Genomic DNA, 19,184 nt, shown 5'->3' with positions numbered 1-19,184 from the left:
TACGGAACGGGACGGACCCGGCAAGGTCCGGAAGGGGATGCGCTAGGCCACCTGCTCCTTCAGGAACGCCAGCAGTGCCGCGTTGAACCGCGCGGGCTGCTCGGCCCCCGGAAGGTGCCCTGCGCTCTCGATCACCGTGAGCGTGGCGTGCGGGACCAGAGCACGCATCGCCTCCGCGTCGGAGACCGGGGTGTACGCGTCGTCCGTCCCGACGACGATCAGCACCGGCGTCTGCACCGCGGCCAGCGTGTCGCGGTAGTCGGGCCGTTCCGCGCGGCCGCGGAGGGCCGCGGCCGCGCCCTCGGGCGCGGTCGTGCGCATCATCGTCAGCACCCGCGCCGCGACCTCCGGCATCGCCGTGACGTTGTACGCCGCCAGCATCTTGTCGATCACTTCGTCCGCGTAGCCGTCCATGCCCTCCGCGAGCAGCCTGTCGGCGAGGCTGTTGCGGAAGGCCTTGCCCTCCTCCGTCTCCGCGACCGGGGACGTGTCCGACAGGACGAGCGCCCGCACGCGCGGCGCGTACGAACGCTGGAACTCCATCGCGATCTGGCCGCCCATGGAGACCCCGCCGACCACGACGCGCTCGAGACCGAGTCGGTCGAGGAGGCCCGCGATGTCGTCGGCGAAGTCGGAGAGCAGAGTCTTGCCGGGGATCACTTCGCTCTCGCCGTAACCGCGCAGGTCGGGGGTGATCACGCGGTATCCGGCCGCGGTCAGGGCCTCGGCCTGGGGCGCCCAGAGGGAGCGGTTGAAAGGGTGCCCGTGGACGAGGACGACAGGCACGCCGTCGACAGGGCCCTGGTCGCTGTAGTGGATCGCTGCACCGTTGACGGTCACTCGGCTCATGCCAGGCACTCTACAAGTGTGGTCAGGGACATGATCGGCGCCAACCGGCCGTGGTCGGGCGGCACTTCCGGCCACGCCCGGGTCCATGGGGCCGGGGCGCGTCGCCTCCCGCGCGGTGCCCGTCATTCGGCGAAGAAACCGGACCAGCGTCGGCGCCAGTACGTGCGGGGCCACTTCGTGCGTCTGGCCCGTCAAGGTGCGGTGGCGGCCTCGGGGGAGGGCCGTCGCCACGGCGCGGGCGGCCTCGCGCATCCCGACGGGGCTCGCGCCACCGTCGACCACCATCACACGGGCCGTGATGGTGGCGAGGAGCGCCGTGGGCACCATGCCGTCGCCCATCACCTCATGGTCGTACACCAAGGTGTGCGCCAGCGCCTCCATGCAGGACCACACCGGCAGCTGGCGGAGCCCGGCGACCGTCTCCTCGGCCGTCCCCGTCGCGGCCAGGAAAGCGGCGAGCGCGTCACCCCGCCGCCCGTCGGCGAGGAGGGCCGTCATCCGGCCGACGTACTCGGTGGTGCCGTGCGCGGCCGCCGGGTCGGTCTCGAACGGCGGTTCGTAGACGGAGATTTGGGTGATCGGCAACCCGGCCGCCGCGGCGCGCAACGCCAGCGCCGCACCCGAGGAGATGGCGTGGACGGCGGCCCGTCCGCCCGCCGCCCCGATGACGGCGGCGAGGTCCTCGATCTCGCGCCGCACCGCGTACGGGGCCGTGTCGCCACTCGCTCCCCGGCCACGGCGGTCGTACGTGAACACGCTGAAATGCGGGGCGAGCAGCTCGGCCAGCGGCGCGTCGGAGGCGGCCGTGCGCAGCGCTCCGCCCACCAGGACCAACGCCGGTCCGCTGCCGCGCCGTTCGTAGGCGATGAGGGTGCCGTCCGCGGACTCGGCCTTCATCACAGCCGTGCTCATGGTGGTGTCCATGAGAGGGCTGACCGGGCCGCTCGCGAGAACTCATCGCTCCGGCGCGAAGATTTCGTCAGAGATGTCGGTGCCCCCCTTTACGGTGGTCGCATGAACATCTGCGTCTTCCTCTCCGCCGCCGATCTCGACGAGCGCTACACCCGCCCCGCCCGCGAGTTCGCCGAGCTCATCGGCAAGGGCGGTCACACACTGGTGTGGGGCGGTTCGGAGAGCGGGCTTATGAAGGTCGTGGCGGACGGCGTGCAGGAGTCCGGCGGGCGGCTGGTCGGCGTCTCCGTCGAGTTCCTTCAGGCCAAGGCGCGGGCGAACGCCGACGAGATGGTGATCGCCAAGGACCTCGCGGAGCGCAAGGCGCTGCTGCTCGCCAGGTCCGACGCCGTCGTGATCATGGTCGGTGGCACAGGGACGCTCGACGAGGCGACCGAGATCCTGGAGCTGAAGAAGCACGGCCATCACGCCAAGCCGGTCGTCCTGCTCAACGCCGCGGGGTTCTACGACGGCCTCAAGCAACAGTTCCAGCGGATGGAGGACGAGGGCTTCCTGCCCCTGCCGCTGACCGACCTCGTGTTCTTCGCCGAGGACGGCGCCGGTGCCATGGCGTACCTCGAGGAGTCCGCCGGCATCCAGTAGTGCGAGCATGGCGGGCATGACCACCCATCTGATCACCGGCGCAGGATCCGGCATCGGCGCGGCCGTCGCCCGTCGTCTGCACGAGCGGGGCGACGATGTCGTCCTCGTCGCGCGCGACGCGGGCCGGGCCAAGGAGTTCGAGGCGCGCTACCCGGGAGCCGGCACGCTTGTCGCCGACCTGGCGGACCCCGACCGGATCTCCTGGGCCCTCGGGCACCAGTCCATGCCCGAGAGCGTCGACTCACTGCTGCACATCGCGGGCATCGTCGACCTCGGACCGGTCGGCGACCTGCGTCCGAAGACCTGGCACCAGCAGCTCAACGTGAACCTGATCGCGCCCGCCGAGCTGACCCGGCTGTTCCTTCCCCAACTGCGGGCCGCGCAGGGCCATGTGGTCTTCGTCAACTCCGGCGCCGGCCTCGCCGCCCACGCCGAGTGGGGCGCGTACGCCGCCTCCAAGCACGGCCTGAAGGCCCTCGCGGACTCCCTGCGGCACGAGGAGCACGCCGCCGGAGTGCGGGTCACCTCCGTCTACCCGGGGCGTACCGCGAGCCCCATGCAGGCCAAGGTGCACTCGCAGGAGGGCAAGGAGTACGACCCCGCCCGCTGGATCGACCCCGAGTCGGTCGCCACGGCGATCCTGACCGCGCTGGACCTGCCGCGCGACGCGGAGATCAACGATCTGACGGTGCGGCCGGGGCGCTGAGCGCGGCGGCACGTACGCTGCCGGGGTGAGCGAGAAGAACGAGTTCCGATGGGGCCCCGCGACCGGCGTGGGCTCCCTGCCCGGCGGCGACGCACGCGAGGCGGCGAGGACGGTCACCGGGTCCTTCGAGGAGTTTGTCCACTTGGCGGAACTGCCCGCCCGGGGGCCGGGCGCCGACATGATCGGCCGGACCGTCGGCCTCCTCGTCGAGATGTACGCCCATGTGGAGCCGAGCGGCTGGCGGATCAGCGACCGGCCCGGCCGCGACACCCGCAGGGCCCGCTCCTGGATGGGCGAGGACCTCGACGCGCTCGAGGAGTTCACCCAGGGCTACGAGGGCCCGCTGAAGGTGCAGGCCGTCGGCCCGTGGACGCTCGCCGCCGCCCTCGAACGGCGCGGCGGCGAGGCCGCGCTCGGCGACCCCGGCGCGTGCCGGGACCTCGCCGCCTCCCTCGCCGAGGGACTGCGTGACCATCTCGCCGAGGTGCGCCGCCGGGTCCCCGGAGCCCGTGTCGTGCTCCAGCTCGACGAGCCGTCGCTCACGGCCGTGCTGCGCGGCCAGGTCAGGACCGCCAGCGGCTACCGCACGTACCGCGCAATCGACCGGCAGGTCGTCGAGAGCACCCTGCGGGAGGTCATGGCCGCCGCGGAGGGACCGGTGGTCGTGCACTCCTGTGCACCGGACGTGCCGTTCGCGCTGCTGCGCCGCGCCGGCGTGCAGGGAATCTCGTTCGATTTCGGACTGCTCACGGAACGTGACGAGGAGTCCATCGGTGAGGCGGTGGAAGGCGGCACGAAGCTCTTCGCGGGCATCGTCCCCTCCACGGACGCCGCGTCGGCCGGATTGTCGGTGGGCGCCGATATCGTCAAGGGTGTACGGACACTGTGGCGCAGGCTGGGGCTGAATCCGGGGACTCTCGCCGAGTCGATCGTGATCACTCCGACGTGCGGGCTCGCGGGCGCCTCGCCCGCGTACGCCCGCGCGGCGCTCGCCCACTGCGTCCGCGCCGCGAGATCCCTCGCGGACAACCCTGAGTAACGGGTGCACGGACAACGGGAGGACGAAACGGTGGCCGGCGAACAGCAGACGAACCTGCCCGCCCAGGCACGGGAGGAGCACGCGCTCCTGTCCGAGCAGATCGAGGAGCACCGCTTCCGGTACTACGTGAAGGACAGCCCCGTCATCAGCGACGCCGAGTTCGACAAGCTCCTCCGGGAGCTCGAAGGGCTCGAGGAGCGCCATCCGGAGCTGCGCACGCCCGACTCCCCGACCCAGAAGGTCGCGGGGGACTACGAGACCGAACTGACCAAGGTCGAGCACCGCGAGCGGATGCTCTCCCTGGACAACGCCTTCGACGAAGCGGAGCTGGCCGCCTGGGCCGAGCGCGTCGCCCGTGACGTCGGCGCCCCCGGCTACCACTTCCTGTGCGAGCTGAAGGTCGACGGCCTCGCGGTCAACCTCACCTACGAGAAGGGCCGGCTGACCCGTGCGGCGACCCGCGGCGACGGGCGCGTGGGCGAGGACATCACTCCGAACGTCCGGACCATCGCCGGAATCCCCAAGCGGCTCAAGGGCGACCGCATCCCCGGCCTCGTGGAGATCCGCGGCGAGGTCTACTTCCCGATGGAGCAGTTCCAGGAGCTCAACGCCCGCCGTGTGGCAGCCGGCGAACAGCCCTACGCCAACCCGCGGAACTCGGCCTCCGGTTCACTGCGCCAGAAGGACCCCAAGGTCACCGCCACGCTGCCGCTGCGCATGGTGGTGCATGGCATCGGCGCCCGTGAGGGCCTGACGATCGACCGGCTCTCCCAGGCGTACGACCTGCTCCGTGAGTGGGGCCTGCCCACCGCCCGGCACAACAAGGTGGTCGGCTCGCTCGACGAGGTGCGGGAGTTCATCGCCTACTTCGGGGAGCACCGCCACTCCGTCGAGCACGAGATCGACGGGGTCGTGGTCAAGCTCGACGAGATCCCGCTGCAGGGCCGTCTGGGGTCGACCGCGCGTGCGCCGCGCTGGGCGATCGCCTGGAAGTACGCGCCGGAGGAGGTCAACACCAAGCTGGTCAACATCCGCGTCGGAGTCGGCCGAACCGGTCGCGTCACCCCGTACGCACAGGTCGAGCCGGTGACGGTGGCGGGCTCCGAGGTCGAGTTCGCGACCCTGCACAACCAGGACGTGGTCAAGGCCAAGGGCGTTCTCATCGGCGACACGGTGGTGCTGCGCAAGGCCGGTGACGTCATCCCCGAGATCCTCGGCCCCGTGGTGGATCTGCGGGACGGCAGCGAGCGGGAGTTCGTGATGCCGGCCGAGTGCCCCGAGTGCGGCACCGCCCTGCGCCCCATGAAGGAGGGCGACGTCGACCTGCGCTGCCCCAACGCCCGCTCGTGTCCTGCCCAGTTGCGGGAGCGGCTCTTCTACCTGGCGGGGCGCAGGGCTCTCGACATCGAGCACTTCGGTTACGTCGCGGCCGCGGCGCTCACCCAGCCGCTGGAGCCCGCGGAGCCGCCGCTCGCCGACGAGGGCGACCTGTTCGACCTCACCATGGAGAAGCTGCTGCCCATCAAGGCGTACGTCCTCGACCAGGACAGCGGCCTTCCCAAGCGGGACCAGAAGACCGGCGAGGACAAGATCGCGACGGTGTTCGCCAACCAGAAGGGCGAGCCGCGCAGGAACGCCGTGGCGATGCTGGAGAACATCGCGGCGGCCAAGGAGCGTCCGCTGGCCCGGATCATCACGGGGCTGTCGATCCGTCATGTGGGCCCGGTGGCCGCCGAGGCGCTCGCCCGTGAGTTCCGGTCCATCGACCGCATCGAGCAGGCGACGGAGGAGGAGCTCGCGGCCGTCGACGGCGTCGGCCCGACCATCGCCGCCGCGCTCAAGCAGTGGTTCGAGGAGGACTGGCACCGCGAGATCCTGCGCAAGTGGCGTGCGGCGGGCGTGCGGATGGAGGAGCACGGCCCGGGGGAGGACGCGGGGCCGCGTCCCCTCGAAGGGCTGACGGTCGTCGTCACCGGAACGCTGGAGAACCACACCAGGGATGGCGCAAAAGAAGCGCTCCAGAGCCTCGGAGCGAAAGTGGCCGGTTCCGTATCGAAGAAGACGAGCTTCGTGGTGGTCGGTGACAATCCCGGCTCCAAGTACGACAAGGCCGTGCAGTTGAAGGTGCCGGTTCTGGACGAGTCGGGCTTCGCGGTCCTTCTCGAAGAGGGACCGGAGGCGGCTCGTGAGGCTGCTGTGACCGAGGAGGCATGACAAAAGGGGCTCGGACGGGCGCTCGACGGGGGCGCATGAGGCGCACCGGCGCGGCACGAGGGGCAGGATCCGGACGCCCGGAGCGCCGGTGGAACGCCCAGTACAGGTCACGCGTTCACCGCATACCAGATGGTTAAGGGTGGCCGGGTCGCATTCGGGCAAGAGCTGTAGAGCGCTGCCCGTGCAGGTCTCCCGCGGCCTACTGTTGAAATGTGCGCCTGTCGTGCACGGCTGCGTGGTGGGATTCAGTCGTGGTGGCATGACAACGGGAGCCATCGCGAGGCACCGCCGGCTGTGAGAGGGACGGGAATGAAACCGACCGAGAGCGCCGCCCCGGTCTCACGGCCGCGTGCACTCGCGGCCCTGGTGGGCAGGAAACCCGGTCTGCCCGCGGCCGTCGTGGCAACTGCCGCGCTCGTGCTGGGCATCGGAGTCGTACGGGCCCTCCAAGAGGGGCACGCGCTCTTCCCCACAGGCACCGTCGGCTGGTCGCTCGCCGTGCTCACCGGGATCATCGTCGGGCATCTCGTCGCCCTCGGCCGCGACCGCTGGTGGGGCGGCGCGGGATCGGGTGCCGCGCTCACCCTCGCCACCCTGCTCCTGTTCGGCTGGGTGGCGGCGGGCCTGGTCTCCCTCGCCGTCGTGGCCCTCGTCGGCGCCGCCTGCCGCAACCGCTGGCGGCAGGGCGTGCTGCACGGCGCCGTCGACATCCTCGGCATCGGAGCGGCGGCGCTCGCGCTCGCCCTCTTCGACGTCGTGCCCACCGTCGAGCGGCCCTGGGACCCGCTCAGCTGGGAGCCCGCGGCCGCGCCCGAGGTGATCCTCGCCGCCACCGCGTATCTGGGCGCCACCCGGCTGCTGCTCTGGTACGTGCTGGCACCGCAGGCCGGCGGTCTGCCGACCGTCGCCCGCACGGCCCTGCTGCGGCAGGGCCTCGTCGCCGTCGCGCTCGTCGGCATAGCGCCGCTGATCTGCGTCGTCGCCGTCGCGATGCCGCTGCTGCTGCCGCTGTTCGCCGTACCGCTGATCGCACTGGACTCCACGCTGTGGATCGCCAGGGCCAGGGCCGAGGAGCAGCTGCGTGACCCGCTCACCGGGCTGCCCAACCGGCAGTGGCTGCTGGAGCGCACCTGGTCCGCACTGGAGGACGCGGAGAGCAGCGGCGCACGCGCCGCGCTCGTCCTGATCGACCTCGACCGCTTCCGGTCCGTCAACGACACACTCGGTCACCTCGCGGGGGACCGGCTTCTGTTGCAGATCGCCGACCGGCTCCGGCTCGCCCTGCCGCGGGGCGCGGAGGCCGCGCGGCTCGGCGGCGACGAGTTCGCCGTGCTGCTGCCCACCGCCGACTCCACGACGTCCGCGCAGCGGATCGCCCGGCACCTCGTCGCCGATCTGTCCTCCCCGCTCGACCTCGACGGGCTCACCCTCGTCCTGGAGGCCAGCGCCGGACTGGCCGTCTTCCCCGACCACGCGCTGGACGCCGAAGGGCTGCTGCGCCGCGCCGACGTGGCGATGTACCAGGCCAAGCGCGACCGGACAGGCGTCGAGGTGTACGAGTCCAAGCGCGACAGCAACACCCCCGACCGGCTCGGTCTCCTCGGCGACCTGCGCCGCGCGCTGGACGCCGGAGACGTCGAACTCCACTACCAGCCCAAGGTCCGCTTCGACGGGCATGTCGCCGGTCTCGAGGCCCTCGTCCGCTGGGTCCACCCCGAGCGGGGGCGGGTCCCCCCGGACGAGTTCATCGCCATCGCCGAGTCCTCGGGACTGATGCCGCACCTGACCGAGTACGTCCTCGAGACGGCGCTCGCCCAGGTCGCCACATGGCGCGCGCAGGGACTCGAGGTCCCGGTCGCCGTCAACGTCTCGCCGCGCGACGTCCACACACCCGGCTTCGCCGGGGCCGTGGCCGCGCGGCTCGCCCGGCACGGCGTCCCCGCGGGCGCGCTGCAGCTGGAAATAACGGAACACGTGCTGCTGGAGGACCCGCAGCGGGCCGCGGACACCCTGGCGGGGCTCGCCGACCACGGCGTGAAGATGTCGCTGGACGACTTCGGCACCGGCTACTCGTCCCTGGTGCACCTGCGCCGGCTGCCCGTCAGCGAGCTGAAGATCGACCGCTCCTTCGTGGCCAGGCTCGCGGTCGACGCCGAGGACGCGGAGATCGTCCGCTGCACCGTGGACCTCGCCCACTCCCTCGGCCTGCTGGTCGTCGCGGAGGGCGTCGAGGACGACGAGACCTGGGAGCGCCTGAGAGACCTGCGCTGCGACGCGGTGCAGGGGTGGCTGGTCGCCGCAGCGATGCCTCCCCAGGAGGCCACGGCGTGGCTGCTGGCCCGCGGCGAGCACGGCTGGCACCGTCCGGCCCTCCCGGCGGCCGGCGAGATCCCCCCGCCCCAGCCGCGCGCGAACCGCACGTCGGGCCGGGCGGTGACGTAGGCCTTTGACGGCGGCCCGTCGTCGGCCGGCCGCTCCCCGCCCCTGGCGGGCGGCGGCTGTCGGCCCGCGGCGGGCACGGCCGGCACCGTCCGGCCCCTCCCGGCGGCCGGCGAGATCCCCCCGCCCGTCGGGCCGGGCGGTGACGTAGGCCCCTGACGGCGGCGTTCCCGACGTTCCCCGCCCGACGGCGGCCCGCTGCCGGGCGAGATCCGCTGCCCGCCCTGGGCCGGCAGTCGTCTGCCGGCCCGTCGACGGGTCCGGCTTCCGCCCGGTCGGCCCCGGCGCCGTGGAGCACGGGGCACCCGGCCGTATCGGCGACGGTGGTGCCCCGGTGCGCGTAGCGTCCGGTCCCGGGCCCGGCCGGGCAGCAGGCCCGGCGCGGGCCCGCGCAGGGGTCATGGGCAGCAAGCCGCCGTGGCGCGGGCCGGGGGTTTCGGGGTGGGGCACCACCCCCGGCAGCCGGGCCACGAGGGGAGGCCGCGGCGGGGGAAAGCAAACCGTTTCACGGTCAGCGGCGCTCGCCCCATAGGATTGGGCCAAAACCATCACACTCACCCCTGAGGATCGCTGCATGCCTGGCATCACGCGCGAGGAGGTCGCCCACCTCGCACGGCTGGCGCGTCTGGAGCTGTCCGGCGAAGAGCTCGAGCACTTCGCCGGACAGCTCGACGACATCATCGGCGCGGTCGCCCGCGTCTCCGAGGTCGCCGACCAAGACGTACCGCCGACCTCCCACCCGCTGCCGCTGACCAACGTCATGCGCGCGGACGAGGTCCGTCCGTCGCTCACCCCCGAGCAGGCGCTCTCCGGCGCCCCGGCCCAGGAGCAGCAGCGTTTCAAGGTGCCGCAGATCCTGGGGGAGGACTAATCACCATGTCGGACAGCATCATCAAGCTCACCGCCGCCGAGATCGCCGCGAAGATCGCCGCCGGCGAGCTCACGGCCGTCGAGGTGACGCAGGCCCACCTGGCCCGTATCGAGGCCGTCGACGAGAAGGTCCACGCCTTCCTCCACGTCGACCGCGAGGGCGCCCTCGCCCAGGCCCGCGCCGTCGACGAGAAGCGCGCGAAGGGCGAGAAGCTCGGTCCTCTCGCCGGTGTCCCGCTCGCGCTGAAGGACATCTTCACCACCGAGGGCATCCCCACCACGGTCGGCTCCAAGATCCTCGAGGGCTGGATCCCGCCGTACGACGCGACGGTCACCCAGCGGCTCAAGGCGGCCGACGTCGTCATCCTCGGCAAGACCAACATGGACGAGTTCGCCATGGGGTCCTCGACCGAGAACAGCGCGTACGGCCCGACGGGCAACCCGTGGGACCTCACCCGTATCCCCGGCGGCTCCGGCGGCGGCTCCAGTGCCGCGCTCGCCTCCTACGAGGCGCCGCTCGCCATCGGCACGGACACCGGCGGCTCGATCCGTCAGCCCGCCGCCGTGACCGCGACGGTCGGCGTCAAGCCCACGTACGGCGGAGTGTCGCGGTACGGCATGGTCGCGTTCAGCAGCAGCCTCGACCAGGGCGGGCCGTGCGCCCGTACCGTCCTCGACGCCGCCCTGCTCCACGAGGTCATCGCCGGGCACGACCCGCTCGACTCGACGTCCATCGACGCGCCGGTGCCGCCGGTCGTCGAGGCGGCCCGCAACGGCTCCGTGGCCGGGATGCGCGTCGGCATCGTCAAGCAGTTCCGCGGCGAGGGCTACCAGGCCGGCGTCGTGCAGCGCTTCGACGAGTCGGTGGAGCTGCTGAAGGAGCTCGGCGCCGAGATCGTCGAGCTGGACTGCCCGTCCTTCGACCTGGCGCTCTCCGCGTACTACCTGATCGCGCCCTCCGAGTGCTCCTCGAACCTCGCCCGCTTCGATGCCATGCGTTACGGCCTGCGGGTCGGCGACGACGGCACGAAGTCCGCGGAGGACGTCACCGCGCTCACCCGCGAGGCCGGCTTCGGTGACGAGGTCAAGCGCCGCATCATGCTCGGCACGTACGCGCTCAGCTCCGGCTACTACGACGCGTACTACGGCTCCGCGCAGAAGGTCCGCACCCTCATCACCCGGGACTTCGAGAAGGCGTTCGAGCAGGTCGACGTGATCGTCTCCCCGACGACGCCGACCACCGCCTTCCCGATCGGCGAGCGCGCCGACGACCCGATGGCGATGTACCTCGCGGACCTGTGCACCATCCCGACCAACCTGGCCGGCAACGCGGCCATGTCGCTGCCCTGCGGTCTCGCACCGGAGGACGGCCTGCCCGTCGGCCTGCAGATCATCGCCCCGGCAATGAAGGACGACCGTCTGTACAAGGTCGGTGCAGCCGTCGAGGCGGCGTTCGTGGAACGCTGGGGGCACCCGCTGCTTGAGGAGGCTCCGTCGCTATGAGTGCCATGGCAAAGAAGGCCAAGAACTTCAAGAAGTCCAAGACCGGGCTGTACGTATCGCTCGGCAGCACCGCGTTCGGCGCGATCAGCGTCGCCAAGCAGGCCAGGCTGGCCCGCGAGGACGGCGACATGCTGCGGCTGATCGACGCCGCGGTGTCCGCCGCCGCCATCGTCACCGGCCTGGCCATCCTCTACCGCGAGCTGAAGCGGCTCGGCGACGACGACGTTCTGCTGGGCTGAGAGGGAAAGTTTCATCGTGACCGTCACTGAACTGGTGTCGTACGAGGACGCCCTCGCGTCCTACGACCCCGTCATGGGCCTCGAGGTCCATGTCGAGCTCGGCACCAAGACCAAGATGTTCTGCGGGTGCTCCACGGAGCTGGGCGCCGAGCCCAACTCGCAGACCTGCCCCACCTGCCTCGGCATGCCCGGCTCCCTGCCGGTCGTCAACGCGGTCGCCGTCGAGTCGGCCGTCAAGATCGGCCTCGCGCTGCACTGCGAGATCGCAGAGTGGTGCCGCTTCGCCCGGAAGAACTACTTCTATCCGGACATGCCGAAGAACTTCCAGACCTCGCAGTACGACGAGCCGATCGCCTTCAACGGCTATCTGGACGTCCAGCTCGAGGACGGCGAGGTCTTCCGCGTGGAGATCGAGCGCGCCCACATGGAGGAGGACACCGGCAAGTCGACCCACGTCGGCGGCGCCACCGGCCGTATCCACGGCGCGTCCCACTCCCTGCTCGACTACAACCGGGCCGGTATCCCGCTGATCGAGATCGTCACCAAGCCGATCGAGGGCGCCGGCACGCGGGCTCCCGAGGTCGCCAAGGCGTACGTCGCCGAGCTGCGCGAGCTCATCAGGGCCCTCGGCGTGTCCGAGGCCCGCATGGAGATGGGCCAGATGCGCTGCGACGTGAACCTGTCGCTGCGTCCGAACGGCACCGAGAAGTTCGGCACCCGTTCCGAGACGAAGAACGTCAACTCGCTGCGCAGCGTGGAGCGTGCGGCCCGTTACGAGATCCAGCGGCACGCCGCGGTGCTCTCGTCCGGCGGCACCATCGTGCAGGAGACCCGGCACTTCCACGAGGACGACGGCTCCACGACGTCCGGACGGGTCAAGGAGGAGGCGGAGGACTACCGCTACTTCCCCGAGCCCGACCTGGTCCCGGTCGCGCCCACGCGCGAGTGGGTCGAGGAGCTTCGCGCCACCCTGCCCGAGCTGCCGCGTCTTCGGCGCAACCGGCTCCGTGAGGAGTGGGGCGTCTCCGAGCACGACATGCAGTCGATCCTCAACGCCGGCGCGGTCGACCTGATCGTCGCCACGATCGAGGCGGGCGCACCGGCCGACCAGGCCCGCAAGTGGTGGATGGGCGAACTGGCCCGCAACGCCAACGAGTCGGGCAAGGCCCTGGACGAGCTGCCGATCACCCCGGCGCAGGTCGCCCGGGTGACCGCGCTGGTCAAGGAGGGCTCGCTCAACGACAAGCTGGCGCGCTTGTGTCTCGAGGGTGTGCTCGCGGGCGAGGGCGACCCGGACACCGTCGTGGACAAGCGCGGCCTGAAGGTCGTCTCGGACGAGGGCGCGCTCGGCGCGGCCGTCGACGAGGCCATCGCGGGCAACGCGGCGATCGCGGACAAGATCCGCGGCGGCAAGGTCGCGGCGGCGGGAGCGCTCGTGGGCGCGGTCATGAAGACCACCCGCGGCCAGGCCGACGCGGCCAGGGTGAAGGAACTGATCCTTCAGAAGCTGGGCGTCACCGAGGGCTGACGGCTCTCTGCACGGCGAGGGCGGCGCGCACCACGGGTGCGTGCCGCCCTTCCGTGTTCCCGCGTCCACGTCGCGTACGGGCCCGGAGTCGGCAGCGCGGCATGCGCCTTCTTGGTCAAGGCGGCAGCATCCCCACCGGGGGTGAATCCCCGCGTTACCGATCAGGGAGCCGGGCCGTTGTCACGACATGACCAAAGCACACCGTGTACTCGCCGCTCTCGCCCTCGCCACCGGCGCCTCCGCGCTCGCGGCCCCCGCCGCGACCGCCGCCTCCCCCGAACTCCCCGTCGGGACGCTGTCCGTCATGGACACGGTCGACACCCTCACCGAAGGCTCCGTCGCACCGGAGCAGCGCGGGCAGATGCCGAGCACCTCCGAGCAGCTCTCCGGCCTCAACAGGCTGGCCGAGGTGCCCGGTGAGCTGGACCCGCTCACCAGCCAGGCCGCGCCCGTGGCGGGGCTGCTCGGCGCCTAGGGTCGTCCGTCCGGACCGGGCCGGATGCCGGACGGCGGCGGGCGGACGTGCGGTCAGTGGCGGACGCCCAGTACCGGCAGCCACAGTTCGCCCCGGTCCTTGCAGCTCACGTCCCTCGCACGGAGCTCCTCCGGCGCCCTGGTGCCGCGGGCGCACAGCTCGGTGACGACGAGGGCCGCCAGGTCCGCGGCGCTCTCCGGCCCGGGATCGGGGAAGTCCGTCTGCCACCAGCCGCGGTCCCTGCTCTGCCAGCCGCGGGCGAGCATCGTCCTGGCGCGGTCCTCGTCGTTCTCCCCGTCGCGGTCGTCGATCGACGCCTGGAGGCCGTCCTCGAGGCTGTAGGACACGAGCAGTTGGCGGCCCCGGTCAACGGCGCTGGTCAGGCAGAAGCTCGCCCAGTCGGTGCCGACCTGCACCGGCAGCTGTTCCACCCACGCCGCGAGAAGCAGCTGAAGGCCGTACTGGAACTGCCCAAGGTCCGCGGCGGGACGGCCGCCCGGACGGGACGTCGGGCGCTCACCGGGGCCGCTGCGGTCCAGCTGCCACACGTACGGAAGGAACGCCGGGTCGTACGGCTCGCCGCCGGACCACGCGCCGCCCCACTCGAAGGCACGCCGCTCCTCGCCCTCGAGGGTCAAGGTGTCGTGGACCGACAGCCCCACCTGCTGCCGGTCCCCGGCGAGCAGGACGGTTCTGCGGCCGTCACGCCAGCGGACGCTCGGGCCCTCCGCCGAGCCGCCGTACAGCGTCGGCTCGCCGATCCGTGCCACGATCGCGTCGTACACCCCCTGGAGCGCGAGGCGGCGCCCGGCAGGGGTGCTGTCCGGCTCGTGGACGAGCACGGGGACGGGGGCCCGGCCCAGGTGCGGGCCGGGCGCGTCATGGAGCATGCGGGCGAACTCCGCGGCGTCCGCGGGCGTCAGGGCCGTCTGGTGGATCCCCCTGTATTCCATGACGGCCATCGTGCCAGTCGGCGCCGACAAATCCGCTCGTCTTGTGGACCACGGCCGATTCCCGCCGTCGTGCGCCCCTCGAGGCCGGATGCCCTGCCCCAGTACGGCGGAGCGGGCGGTTCCGCCGCCGGCCGGATGCCGATTGGACTTCCTGGCCGGACTCTTGGACGTTCACCACTCGGATGTCACCAGGCCTTCTCGCCGACATCCGCTCCGATTACCGTCCCTGCGGAGCAATGGCTCAAGGATGAACCATTGGCCGTCGACGGGAGGTCGGGATGTCACCGGAGATTTCGCGCAGAAGAGTGCTCGCGCTCGGTACGGGAGCACTCGGCGCGGCGGCCGCGGGATCGCTGCTGCCGCCGTCTCTCCAGGCGGCGCTCGCCGCTGATCCCCCGGCCGGCGGGCTGCGCGCGGTCGAGCACGTGGTGATCCTCATGCAGGAGAACCGGTCCTTCGACCACTACTTCGGGACACTGCGCGGAGTGCGCGGCTTCGGCGACCGCAACGCCGTCGAACTCCCCTCCGGCCGGACGGTCTTCGAGCAGCCCGCGTCGCAGGGACCGGTGCTGCCCTTCCCCGTCCGGGAGGCCGCGGCGGCGCAGCAGAAGGACCTCCAGTACATCGGCGACCTCGACCACTCGTGGGGCGGCGGCGCCAAGGCCTGGCGCGACGGATGGATGGACGGCTGGGTCTCCGCGAAGACCGCCGCGACCATGGCCTACTACGACCGGCGCGACCTGCCGCTGCACTACGAGCTCGCGGACACCTTCACCATCTGCGACGCCTACCACTCCTCGATCCACACCTCGACGAACCCGAACCGCAACCATCTCTGGAGCGGCTGGACGGGACACGAGGCCGACGGCAGCCGGGCCGTGACCAACGCCGCGTACGCCGAGGGCACCCACCCCGGCTACCCGTGGCCGACCTACGCGGAGCGCCTGGAGAGGGCGGGCCGCAGCTGGAAGACGTACACGGAGTGGGAGAACTTCACCGACAACAGCATCGAGTTCTTCACGAGCTTCAAGAAGATCGCGCGCAAGGCGCTGGCGGAATCCGGTGGCTTCACCTACATGGAGGCCTTCTACGCCAAGGTCCGCGAGACCGAGGACGCCGCGGAGCGCGCCGCGCTGCTCGCGTCGCTCGAGCGGGGCGTCGCGAAGCTCTCGAAGGACGAGCGGTCGCTCTTCGAGCGCGGGCTGCGCCGGGTCGAGACCGGCACACTCGCCGACAGCTTCCGTGCCGACGTGGCAGCCGGCAGGCTCCCCGCCGTGTCCTACCTCGTGCCGTCGGCCGTGGACTCCGAGCATCCCGGGACCTCGTCGCCCATCGCCTCCGCCTCCCTCGTCTACAAGGTCCTCGACGCCCTCGCCTCGCACCCCGAGGTCTGGCGGCGCACCGTCGTCCTGATCAACTACGACGAGAACGACGGCTTCTTCGACCACGTGCCGCCGCCGGTCCCGCCCGCCGACAACACCGACGAGCGCTGGCAGGGGCTCCCCACCGGCCTAGGGATCCGCGTCCCCATGCTGGTCGTCTCGCCCTGGTCGGTCGGAGGCTACGTCTGCTCCGAGGTCTTCGACCACACCTCGGTGATCCGGCTGCTGGAACGGTGGACCGGGGTCGAGGAGCCCAACATCACCCCGTGGCGGCGCACCGTGACCGGCGACCTCACCTCGGCCTTCGACTTCGGCAGGGCACACCCCCAGCCGGAGGTGGAGCAGCCGGGGGAGATACCCGCCTTCACGGGCCGCTGGCGGCCGCTGCCTCCCGCGGTGCAGTCGATGCCCGTCCAGGAGCCGGGCACCCGTCCCGCGCGTCCTCTGCCGTACCAGCCCGACGCCCACGCGACGCTGTCCGCCGACGCGGTCACCGTGGCGGTCCGCAACAGCGGCCGGGCGAGCGCGCACTTCGCGCTCTACCCGTACGCGGGCGAGTTCCCCGTGCCGCAGCACCGGGATGTAAGGGGCGAGGCGCAGTGGACGGTGCCCCTTACGCGTGCGGACTACCGGTTCACGATCACCGGCCCGAACGGCTTCCGCCGGGAGTTCGCCGGCCCCGCGCGGGGCACAGCGGAGGTCCGCTCCGTCATCGACCACCACGACCGCGACGTGCACCTCACGCTGCGTAACAGCGGCAGCGCGCCCCTCACGTTCACCGTGCGGCCCCTCGGCTATGTCGAGGAGGCGGACCTGCACGGCTGGACCCGCAGGATCACGGTGAAGGCCGGACGCAGCCGCACCGTCGTGCATTCGGCGGCCGACGCGCACGGCTGGTACGACCTCGAGGTGACCGTCGAGGGGCCTGAGCGGGAGTCCGGTTTCCGGCGCCGGCTGATGGGACACATCGAGAACGGTCGCCCCAGCGTCTCGGGCTGAGGCGGCGCTGTCGGGGGGTGAAGGCTGCACATCGCTGTCATGGGGCAGCGATGTGCACCGTTATGTACCGGTGTGCATCTGTGTGACTCACCCCACAAAAGGGACAAACGATCACGATTGGCTGCCAGAGTGTTTCCTTGCAGGTCATGAGTTCTTTGCGGGCCTTTCCCGACCAAAGATCCACGAACCATCAGGGGAGCCGGTCCGTTGGCAGCAATTGCCCGGTGGTGCGTCAGGCACCGCCTCGTCGTCGTACTGCTCTGGCTCGTCACCCTCGGCGGCGTCGCGGCCGCCGCGGGCGTCGCCGGAGCCGCCTACTCCAACGACTACGAGGTCCCGGGCACCGAATCCGGCCGTGCCACCACCCTCCTCCAGGAGGGCTTCCACGGCCGGGCCGGCGACAGCGACACCATCGTCTGGCGCACCGACAGCGGCAGCGTCCGGGCCCCCGACGTCGAGAAGCGCATGTCCGACATGCTCCAGGACGTCGCCGGGCTCGACGGCATCGCCGGCGTCGTGAGCCCGTACGGCAGCGACGGCGCCACACAGATCAGCCCCGACTCCCGCACCGCCTTCGCCGTGGTCGCCTTCGACCACCAGGTCGAGGACATCCCCGAGGCGCAGGCCAGGGCCGTCGTCGACACCGCGAAGGCCGCCGCGGTCGACGGGGTGGACGTCGAACTCGGCGGCAGCGCCATCGCCCTGACCGAGGCCCCCGACGGGCATCTCGCCGAAATGGTCGGTGTGGCGGTCGCCGCGGTCGTCCTCTTCCTGGTCTTCGGCTCCCTCGCCGCCAGCGTGCTGCCCATCGCCACGGCGCTCGTGTCCGTCGGAACCGCCTACGCGGGCATCGTTCTCCTCGGCCATGTCATGACCGTCGCCGACTTCGCGCCCATGCTGGGCCTCCTGATCGGCCTCGGCGTCGGCATCGACTACGCGCTCTTCATCGTCACCAGACACCGCAAGGGGCTCAAGCGCGGCCTTCCGGTGGACGAGGCGGTTCGCGACGCCGTGGCCACCACGGGCCGCGCCGTCGTCTTCGCCGGCGCCACCGTCTGCATCGCGCTCCTCGGGATGCTGATCCTGCGACTCGGCTTCCTCAACGGCGTCGCGATCGCCGCGTCCCTCACCGTCGTCCTCACCGTCGCCGCGTCCGTGACGCTGCTGCCCGCCATGCTCTCGATGATCGGCATGCGGGCCCTGAGCCGGCGCGAGCGCCGCCGGCTGGCCGAAGAGGGGCCGCAGCCCGAACTGCCGACCGGCTTCGCCGCCCGCTGGTCCGCCTTCGTCGAGCGCCGGCCCAAGCTGCTGGGCGCCTTCGCCGCGGTCGTCATGCTGGTGCTGGCCCTGCCGACGTTCTCGCTGCACCTCGGCACGTCCGACCAGGGCAACGGCCCCGCCTCCGCCACCACCCGGCAGTCGTACGACATGCTCGCCGAGGGCTTCGGCCCCGGCGTCAACGGGCCCCTCACACTCGTCGCCGAGCTGGAGGGACCCGACGACCACATGGCGCTGGACCGGCTTCGGGAGGACCTCCGCGCCACCGACGGCGTCGCGTCCGCCGGGCCCGTCGCCTACAACAGCAGCGGGGACACGGCGGTGCTCACCGTCATCCCGGAGTCCGCGCCCCAGTCGAAGACGACGAGCGAACTCGTCGACCGCCTGCGCTCCGAGGTCCTGCCGGTCGCGGAGAACGGCACCTCGCTCCAGGTGCACGTCGGCGGTGTCACCGCCGGCTACGACGACTTCGCCGAGGTCATCGTCGGCAAGCTGCCCCTCTTCGTCGGCGTCGTCATCGCGCTCGGCTGCCTCCTGCTGCTGCTCGCCTTCCGCTCCCTCGGCATCCCGCTGAAGGCCGCGGCGATGAACGTCCTCGCCGTCGCCTCCGCCTTCGGCATCGTCGTGGCCGTTTTCCAGTGGGGCTGGGGCAGCGAGCTGCTCGGCCTCGGCAGCGCGGGCCCCATCGAGCCCTTCCTGCCGGTGATCATGGTCTCTGTGCTCTTCGGCCTCTCCATGGACTACCAGGTCTTCCTGGTCAGCCGGATGTACGAGGAATGGCTGGAGACCGGCGACAACCGGCGCGCGGTACGGGTCGGGCTCGCCGAGACCAGCCGCGTGATCAACTCCGCGGCCGTCATCATGATCTCCGTCTTCCTCGCCTTCGTACTCAGCGGCGACCGCGTCATCGCCATGTTCGGCATCGGCCTCGCCGCTGCCGTGGCGCTGGACGCCTTCATACTGCGCACCCTGCTGGTGCCCGCGCTGATGCACATGCTCGGCGGCGCGAACTGGTGGCTGCCCCGGTGGATGGGCCGCCTGCTGCCCCGGATCAGCATCGAAAAGCCCGAGTGCCGCGAGGCCGCGCATGCGAGGATCCCCGGTGCACGCGCGCGCGAGGACGGCGAGCTCGTGCAGTAACGGCCCGCAGTCCACC

At 71.6% G+C, this 19,184-nt stretch carries 14 protein-coding genes and 1 pseudogene; 12 read left to right on the top strand and 3 right to left on the bottom strand.

Annotated elements, in window-relative coordinates:
* Window positions 1–42: 42 nt before the first annotated feature.
* Together ACTMTU_RS26975 and ACTMTU_RS26970 are read right to left on the bottom strand one after the other, a co-directional pair.
* Complete coding sequence (locus tag ACTMTU_RS26975) at window positions 43–849, bottom strand: alpha/beta fold hydrolase (RefSeq protein ID WP_441266152.1); 807 nt, start codon at window positions 847–849, stop codon at window positions 43–45.
* 174 nt (window positions 850–1,023) lie between these two features.
* Window positions 1,024–1,746, bottom strand: a pseudogene (locus ACTMTU_RS26970) (alpha/beta fold hydrolase); the annotation flags it as partial.
* Between the two features lie 117 nt (window positions 1,747–1,863).
* On the opposite strand from ACTMTU_RS26970, the gene ACTMTU_RS26965 reads away from it, so the two are divergent.
* The 10 genes from ACTMTU_RS26965 to ACTMTU_RS26920 all read left to right on the top strand — a co-directional run bounded on the left by ACTMTU_RS26965 (window position 1,864) and on the right by ACTMTU_RS26920 (window position 13,416).
* Complete coding sequence (locus ACTMTU_RS26965; protein WP_441266048.1) at window positions 1,864–2,403, top strand: TIGR00730 family Rossman fold protein; 540 nt, start codon at window positions 1,864–1,866, stop codon at window positions 2,401–2,403.
* 7 nt (window positions 2,404–2,410) lie between these two features.
* On the top strand, window positions 2,411–3,109 hold the full coding sequence (locus ACTMTU_RS26960) for an SDR family oxidoreductase (RefSeq protein ID WP_441266047.1): 699 nt from the start codon (window positions 2,411–2,413) through the stop codon (window positions 3,107–3,109).
* Between the two features lie 25 nt (window positions 3,110–3,134).
* Window positions 3,135–4,148 (top strand): methionine synthase, encoded by a 1,014-nt coding sequence (locus tag ACTMTU_RS26955; RefSeq protein ID WP_441266046.1) that lies wholly within the window; start codon window positions 3,135–3,137, stop codon window positions 4,146–4,148.
* Window positions 4,149–4,178: 30 nt separating this feature from the next.
* A complete protein-coding gene (gene ligA, locus ACTMTU_RS26950) occupies window positions 4,179–6,362 on the top strand; it encodes an NAD-dependent DNA ligase LigA (RefSeq protein ID WP_441266045.1) in 2,184 nt (727 codons plus the stop codon).
* A gap of 309 nt (window positions 6,363–6,671) precedes the next feature.
* The gene (locus ACTMTU_RS26945; protein WP_441266044.1) at window positions 6,672–8,804 is read left to right on the top strand and encodes a putative bifunctional diguanylate cyclase/phosphodiesterase; all 2,133 of its coding nucleotides are present in this window, start codon (window positions 6,672–6,674) and stop codon (window positions 8,802–8,804) included.
* Window positions 8,805–9,375: 571 nt separating this feature from the next.
* Window positions 9,376–9,672, top strand: a complete 297-nt coding sequence (gatC, locus tag ACTMTU_RS26940) for an Asp-tRNA(Asn)/Glu-tRNA(Gln) amidotransferase subunit GatC (RefSeq protein WP_005311569.1) — start codon at window positions 9,376–9,378, stop codon at window positions 9,670–9,672.
* Between the two features lie 5 nt (window positions 9,673–9,677).
* Entirely contained in the window at window positions 9,678–11,174 is a 1,497-nt protein-coding gene (gene gatA, locus ACTMTU_RS26935; protein WP_356621119.1) for an Asp-tRNA(Asn)/Glu-tRNA(Gln) amidotransferase subunit GatA, read from the top strand.
* Complete coding sequence (locus tag ACTMTU_RS26930; protein ID WP_441266043.1) at window positions 11,171–11,413, top strand: hypothetical protein; 243 nt, start codon at window positions 11,171–11,173, stop codon at window positions 11,411–11,413. Before gatA ends, ACTMTU_RS26930 begins: the two co-directional genes overlap by 4 nt.
* A 16-nt stretch (window positions 11,414–11,429) precedes the next feature.
* Window positions 11,430–12,941 carry an Asp-tRNA(Asn)/Glu-tRNA(Gln) amidotransferase subunit GatB gene (gatB, locus tag ACTMTU_RS26925; RefSeq protein WP_441266042.1) on the top strand — a complete coding sequence of 504 codons (1,512 nt, stop codon included), beginning with the start codon at window positions 11,430–11,432 and terminating at the stop codon, window positions 12,939–12,941.
* Window positions 12,942–13,128: 187 nt separating this feature from the next.
* The gene (locus ACTMTU_RS26920; protein WP_441266041.1) at window positions 13,129–13,416 is read left to right on the top strand and encodes a hypothetical protein; all 288 of its coding nucleotides are present in this window, start codon (window positions 13,129–13,131) and stop codon (window positions 13,414–13,416) included.
* A 53-nt stretch (window positions 13,417–13,469) separates the two neighbouring features.
* Here the strand turns inward: ACTMTU_RS26920 and ACTMTU_RS26915 are convergent, their stop codons facing one another.
* The gene (locus ACTMTU_RS26915; protein WP_441266040.1) at window positions 13,470–14,378 is read right to left on the bottom strand and encodes a hypothetical protein; all 909 of its coding nucleotides are present in this window, start codon (window positions 14,376–14,378) and stop codon (window positions 13,470–13,472) included.
* Window positions 14,379–14,647: 269 nt separating this feature from the next.
* On the opposite strand from ACTMTU_RS26915, the gene ACTMTU_RS26910 reads away from it, so the two are divergent.
* The gene (locus ACTMTU_RS26910) at window positions 14,648–16,750 is read left to right on the top strand and encodes a phosphocholine-specific phospholipase C (RefSeq protein WP_441266039.1); all 2,103 of its coding nucleotides are present in this window, start codon (window positions 14,648–14,650) and stop codon (window positions 16,748–16,750) included.
* A 207-nt stretch (window positions 16,751–16,957) separates the two neighbouring features.
* Window positions 16,958–19,168: an MMPL family transporter gene (locus ACTMTU_RS26905; protein WP_441266038.1), complete on the top strand. Its 2,211-nt coding sequence runs from the start codon at window positions 16,958–16,960 to the stop codon at window positions 19,166–19,168.
* The last annotated feature ends 16 nt before the right edge of the window (window positions 19,169–19,184 follow it).

Origin of the sequence: Streptomyces sp. OZ13, from assembly GCF_052068155.1 — a bacterium.
GTDB lineage: Bacteria > Actinomycetota > Actinomycetes > Streptomycetales > Streptomycetaceae > Streptomyces.
This window is presented reverse-complemented; position numbering and strand designations above follow the sequence as displayed.

Coding starts and splice junctions, on each gene's coding strand:
- ACTMTU_RS26910 (WP_441266039.1), top strand. CDS start 14,648: ATGTCACCGGAGATTTCGCGCAGAAGAGTGCTCGCGCTCGGTACGGGA.
- ACTMTU_RS26920 (WP_441266041.1), top strand. CDS start 13,129: ATGACCAAAGCACACCGTGTACTCGCCGCTCTCGCCCTCGCCACCGGC.
- ACTMTU_RS26915 (WP_441266040.1), bottom strand. CDS start 14,378: ATGGCCGTCATGGAATACAGGGGGATCCACCAGACGGCCCTGACGCCC.
- ACTMTU_RS26975 (WP_441266152.1), bottom strand. CDS start 849: ATGAGCCGAGTGACCGTCAACGGTGCAGCGATCCACTACAGCGACCAG.
- ACTMTU_RS26930 (WP_441266043.1), top strand. CDS start 11,171: ATGAGTGCCATGGCAAAGAAGGCCAAGAACTTCAAGAAGTCCAAGACC.
- ACTMTU_RS26965 (WP_441266048.1), top strand. CDS start 1,864: ATGAACATCTGCGTCTTCCTCTCCGCCGCCGATCTCGACGAGCGCTAC.
- ACTMTU_RS26945 (WP_441266044.1), top strand. CDS start 6,672: ATGAAACCGACCGAGAGCGCCGCCCCGGTCTCACGGCCGCGTGCACTC.
- ACTMTU_RS26960 (WP_441266047.1), top strand. CDS start 2,411: ATGGCGGGCATGACCACCCATCTGATCACCGGCGCAGGATCCGGCATC.
- gatA (WP_356621119.1), top strand. CDS start 9,678: ATGTCGGACAGCATCATCAAGCTCACCGCCGCCGAGATCGCCGCGAAG.
- gatC (WP_005311569.1), top strand. CDS start 9,376: ATGCCTGGCATCACGCGCGAGGAGGTCGCCCACCTCGCACGGCTGGCG.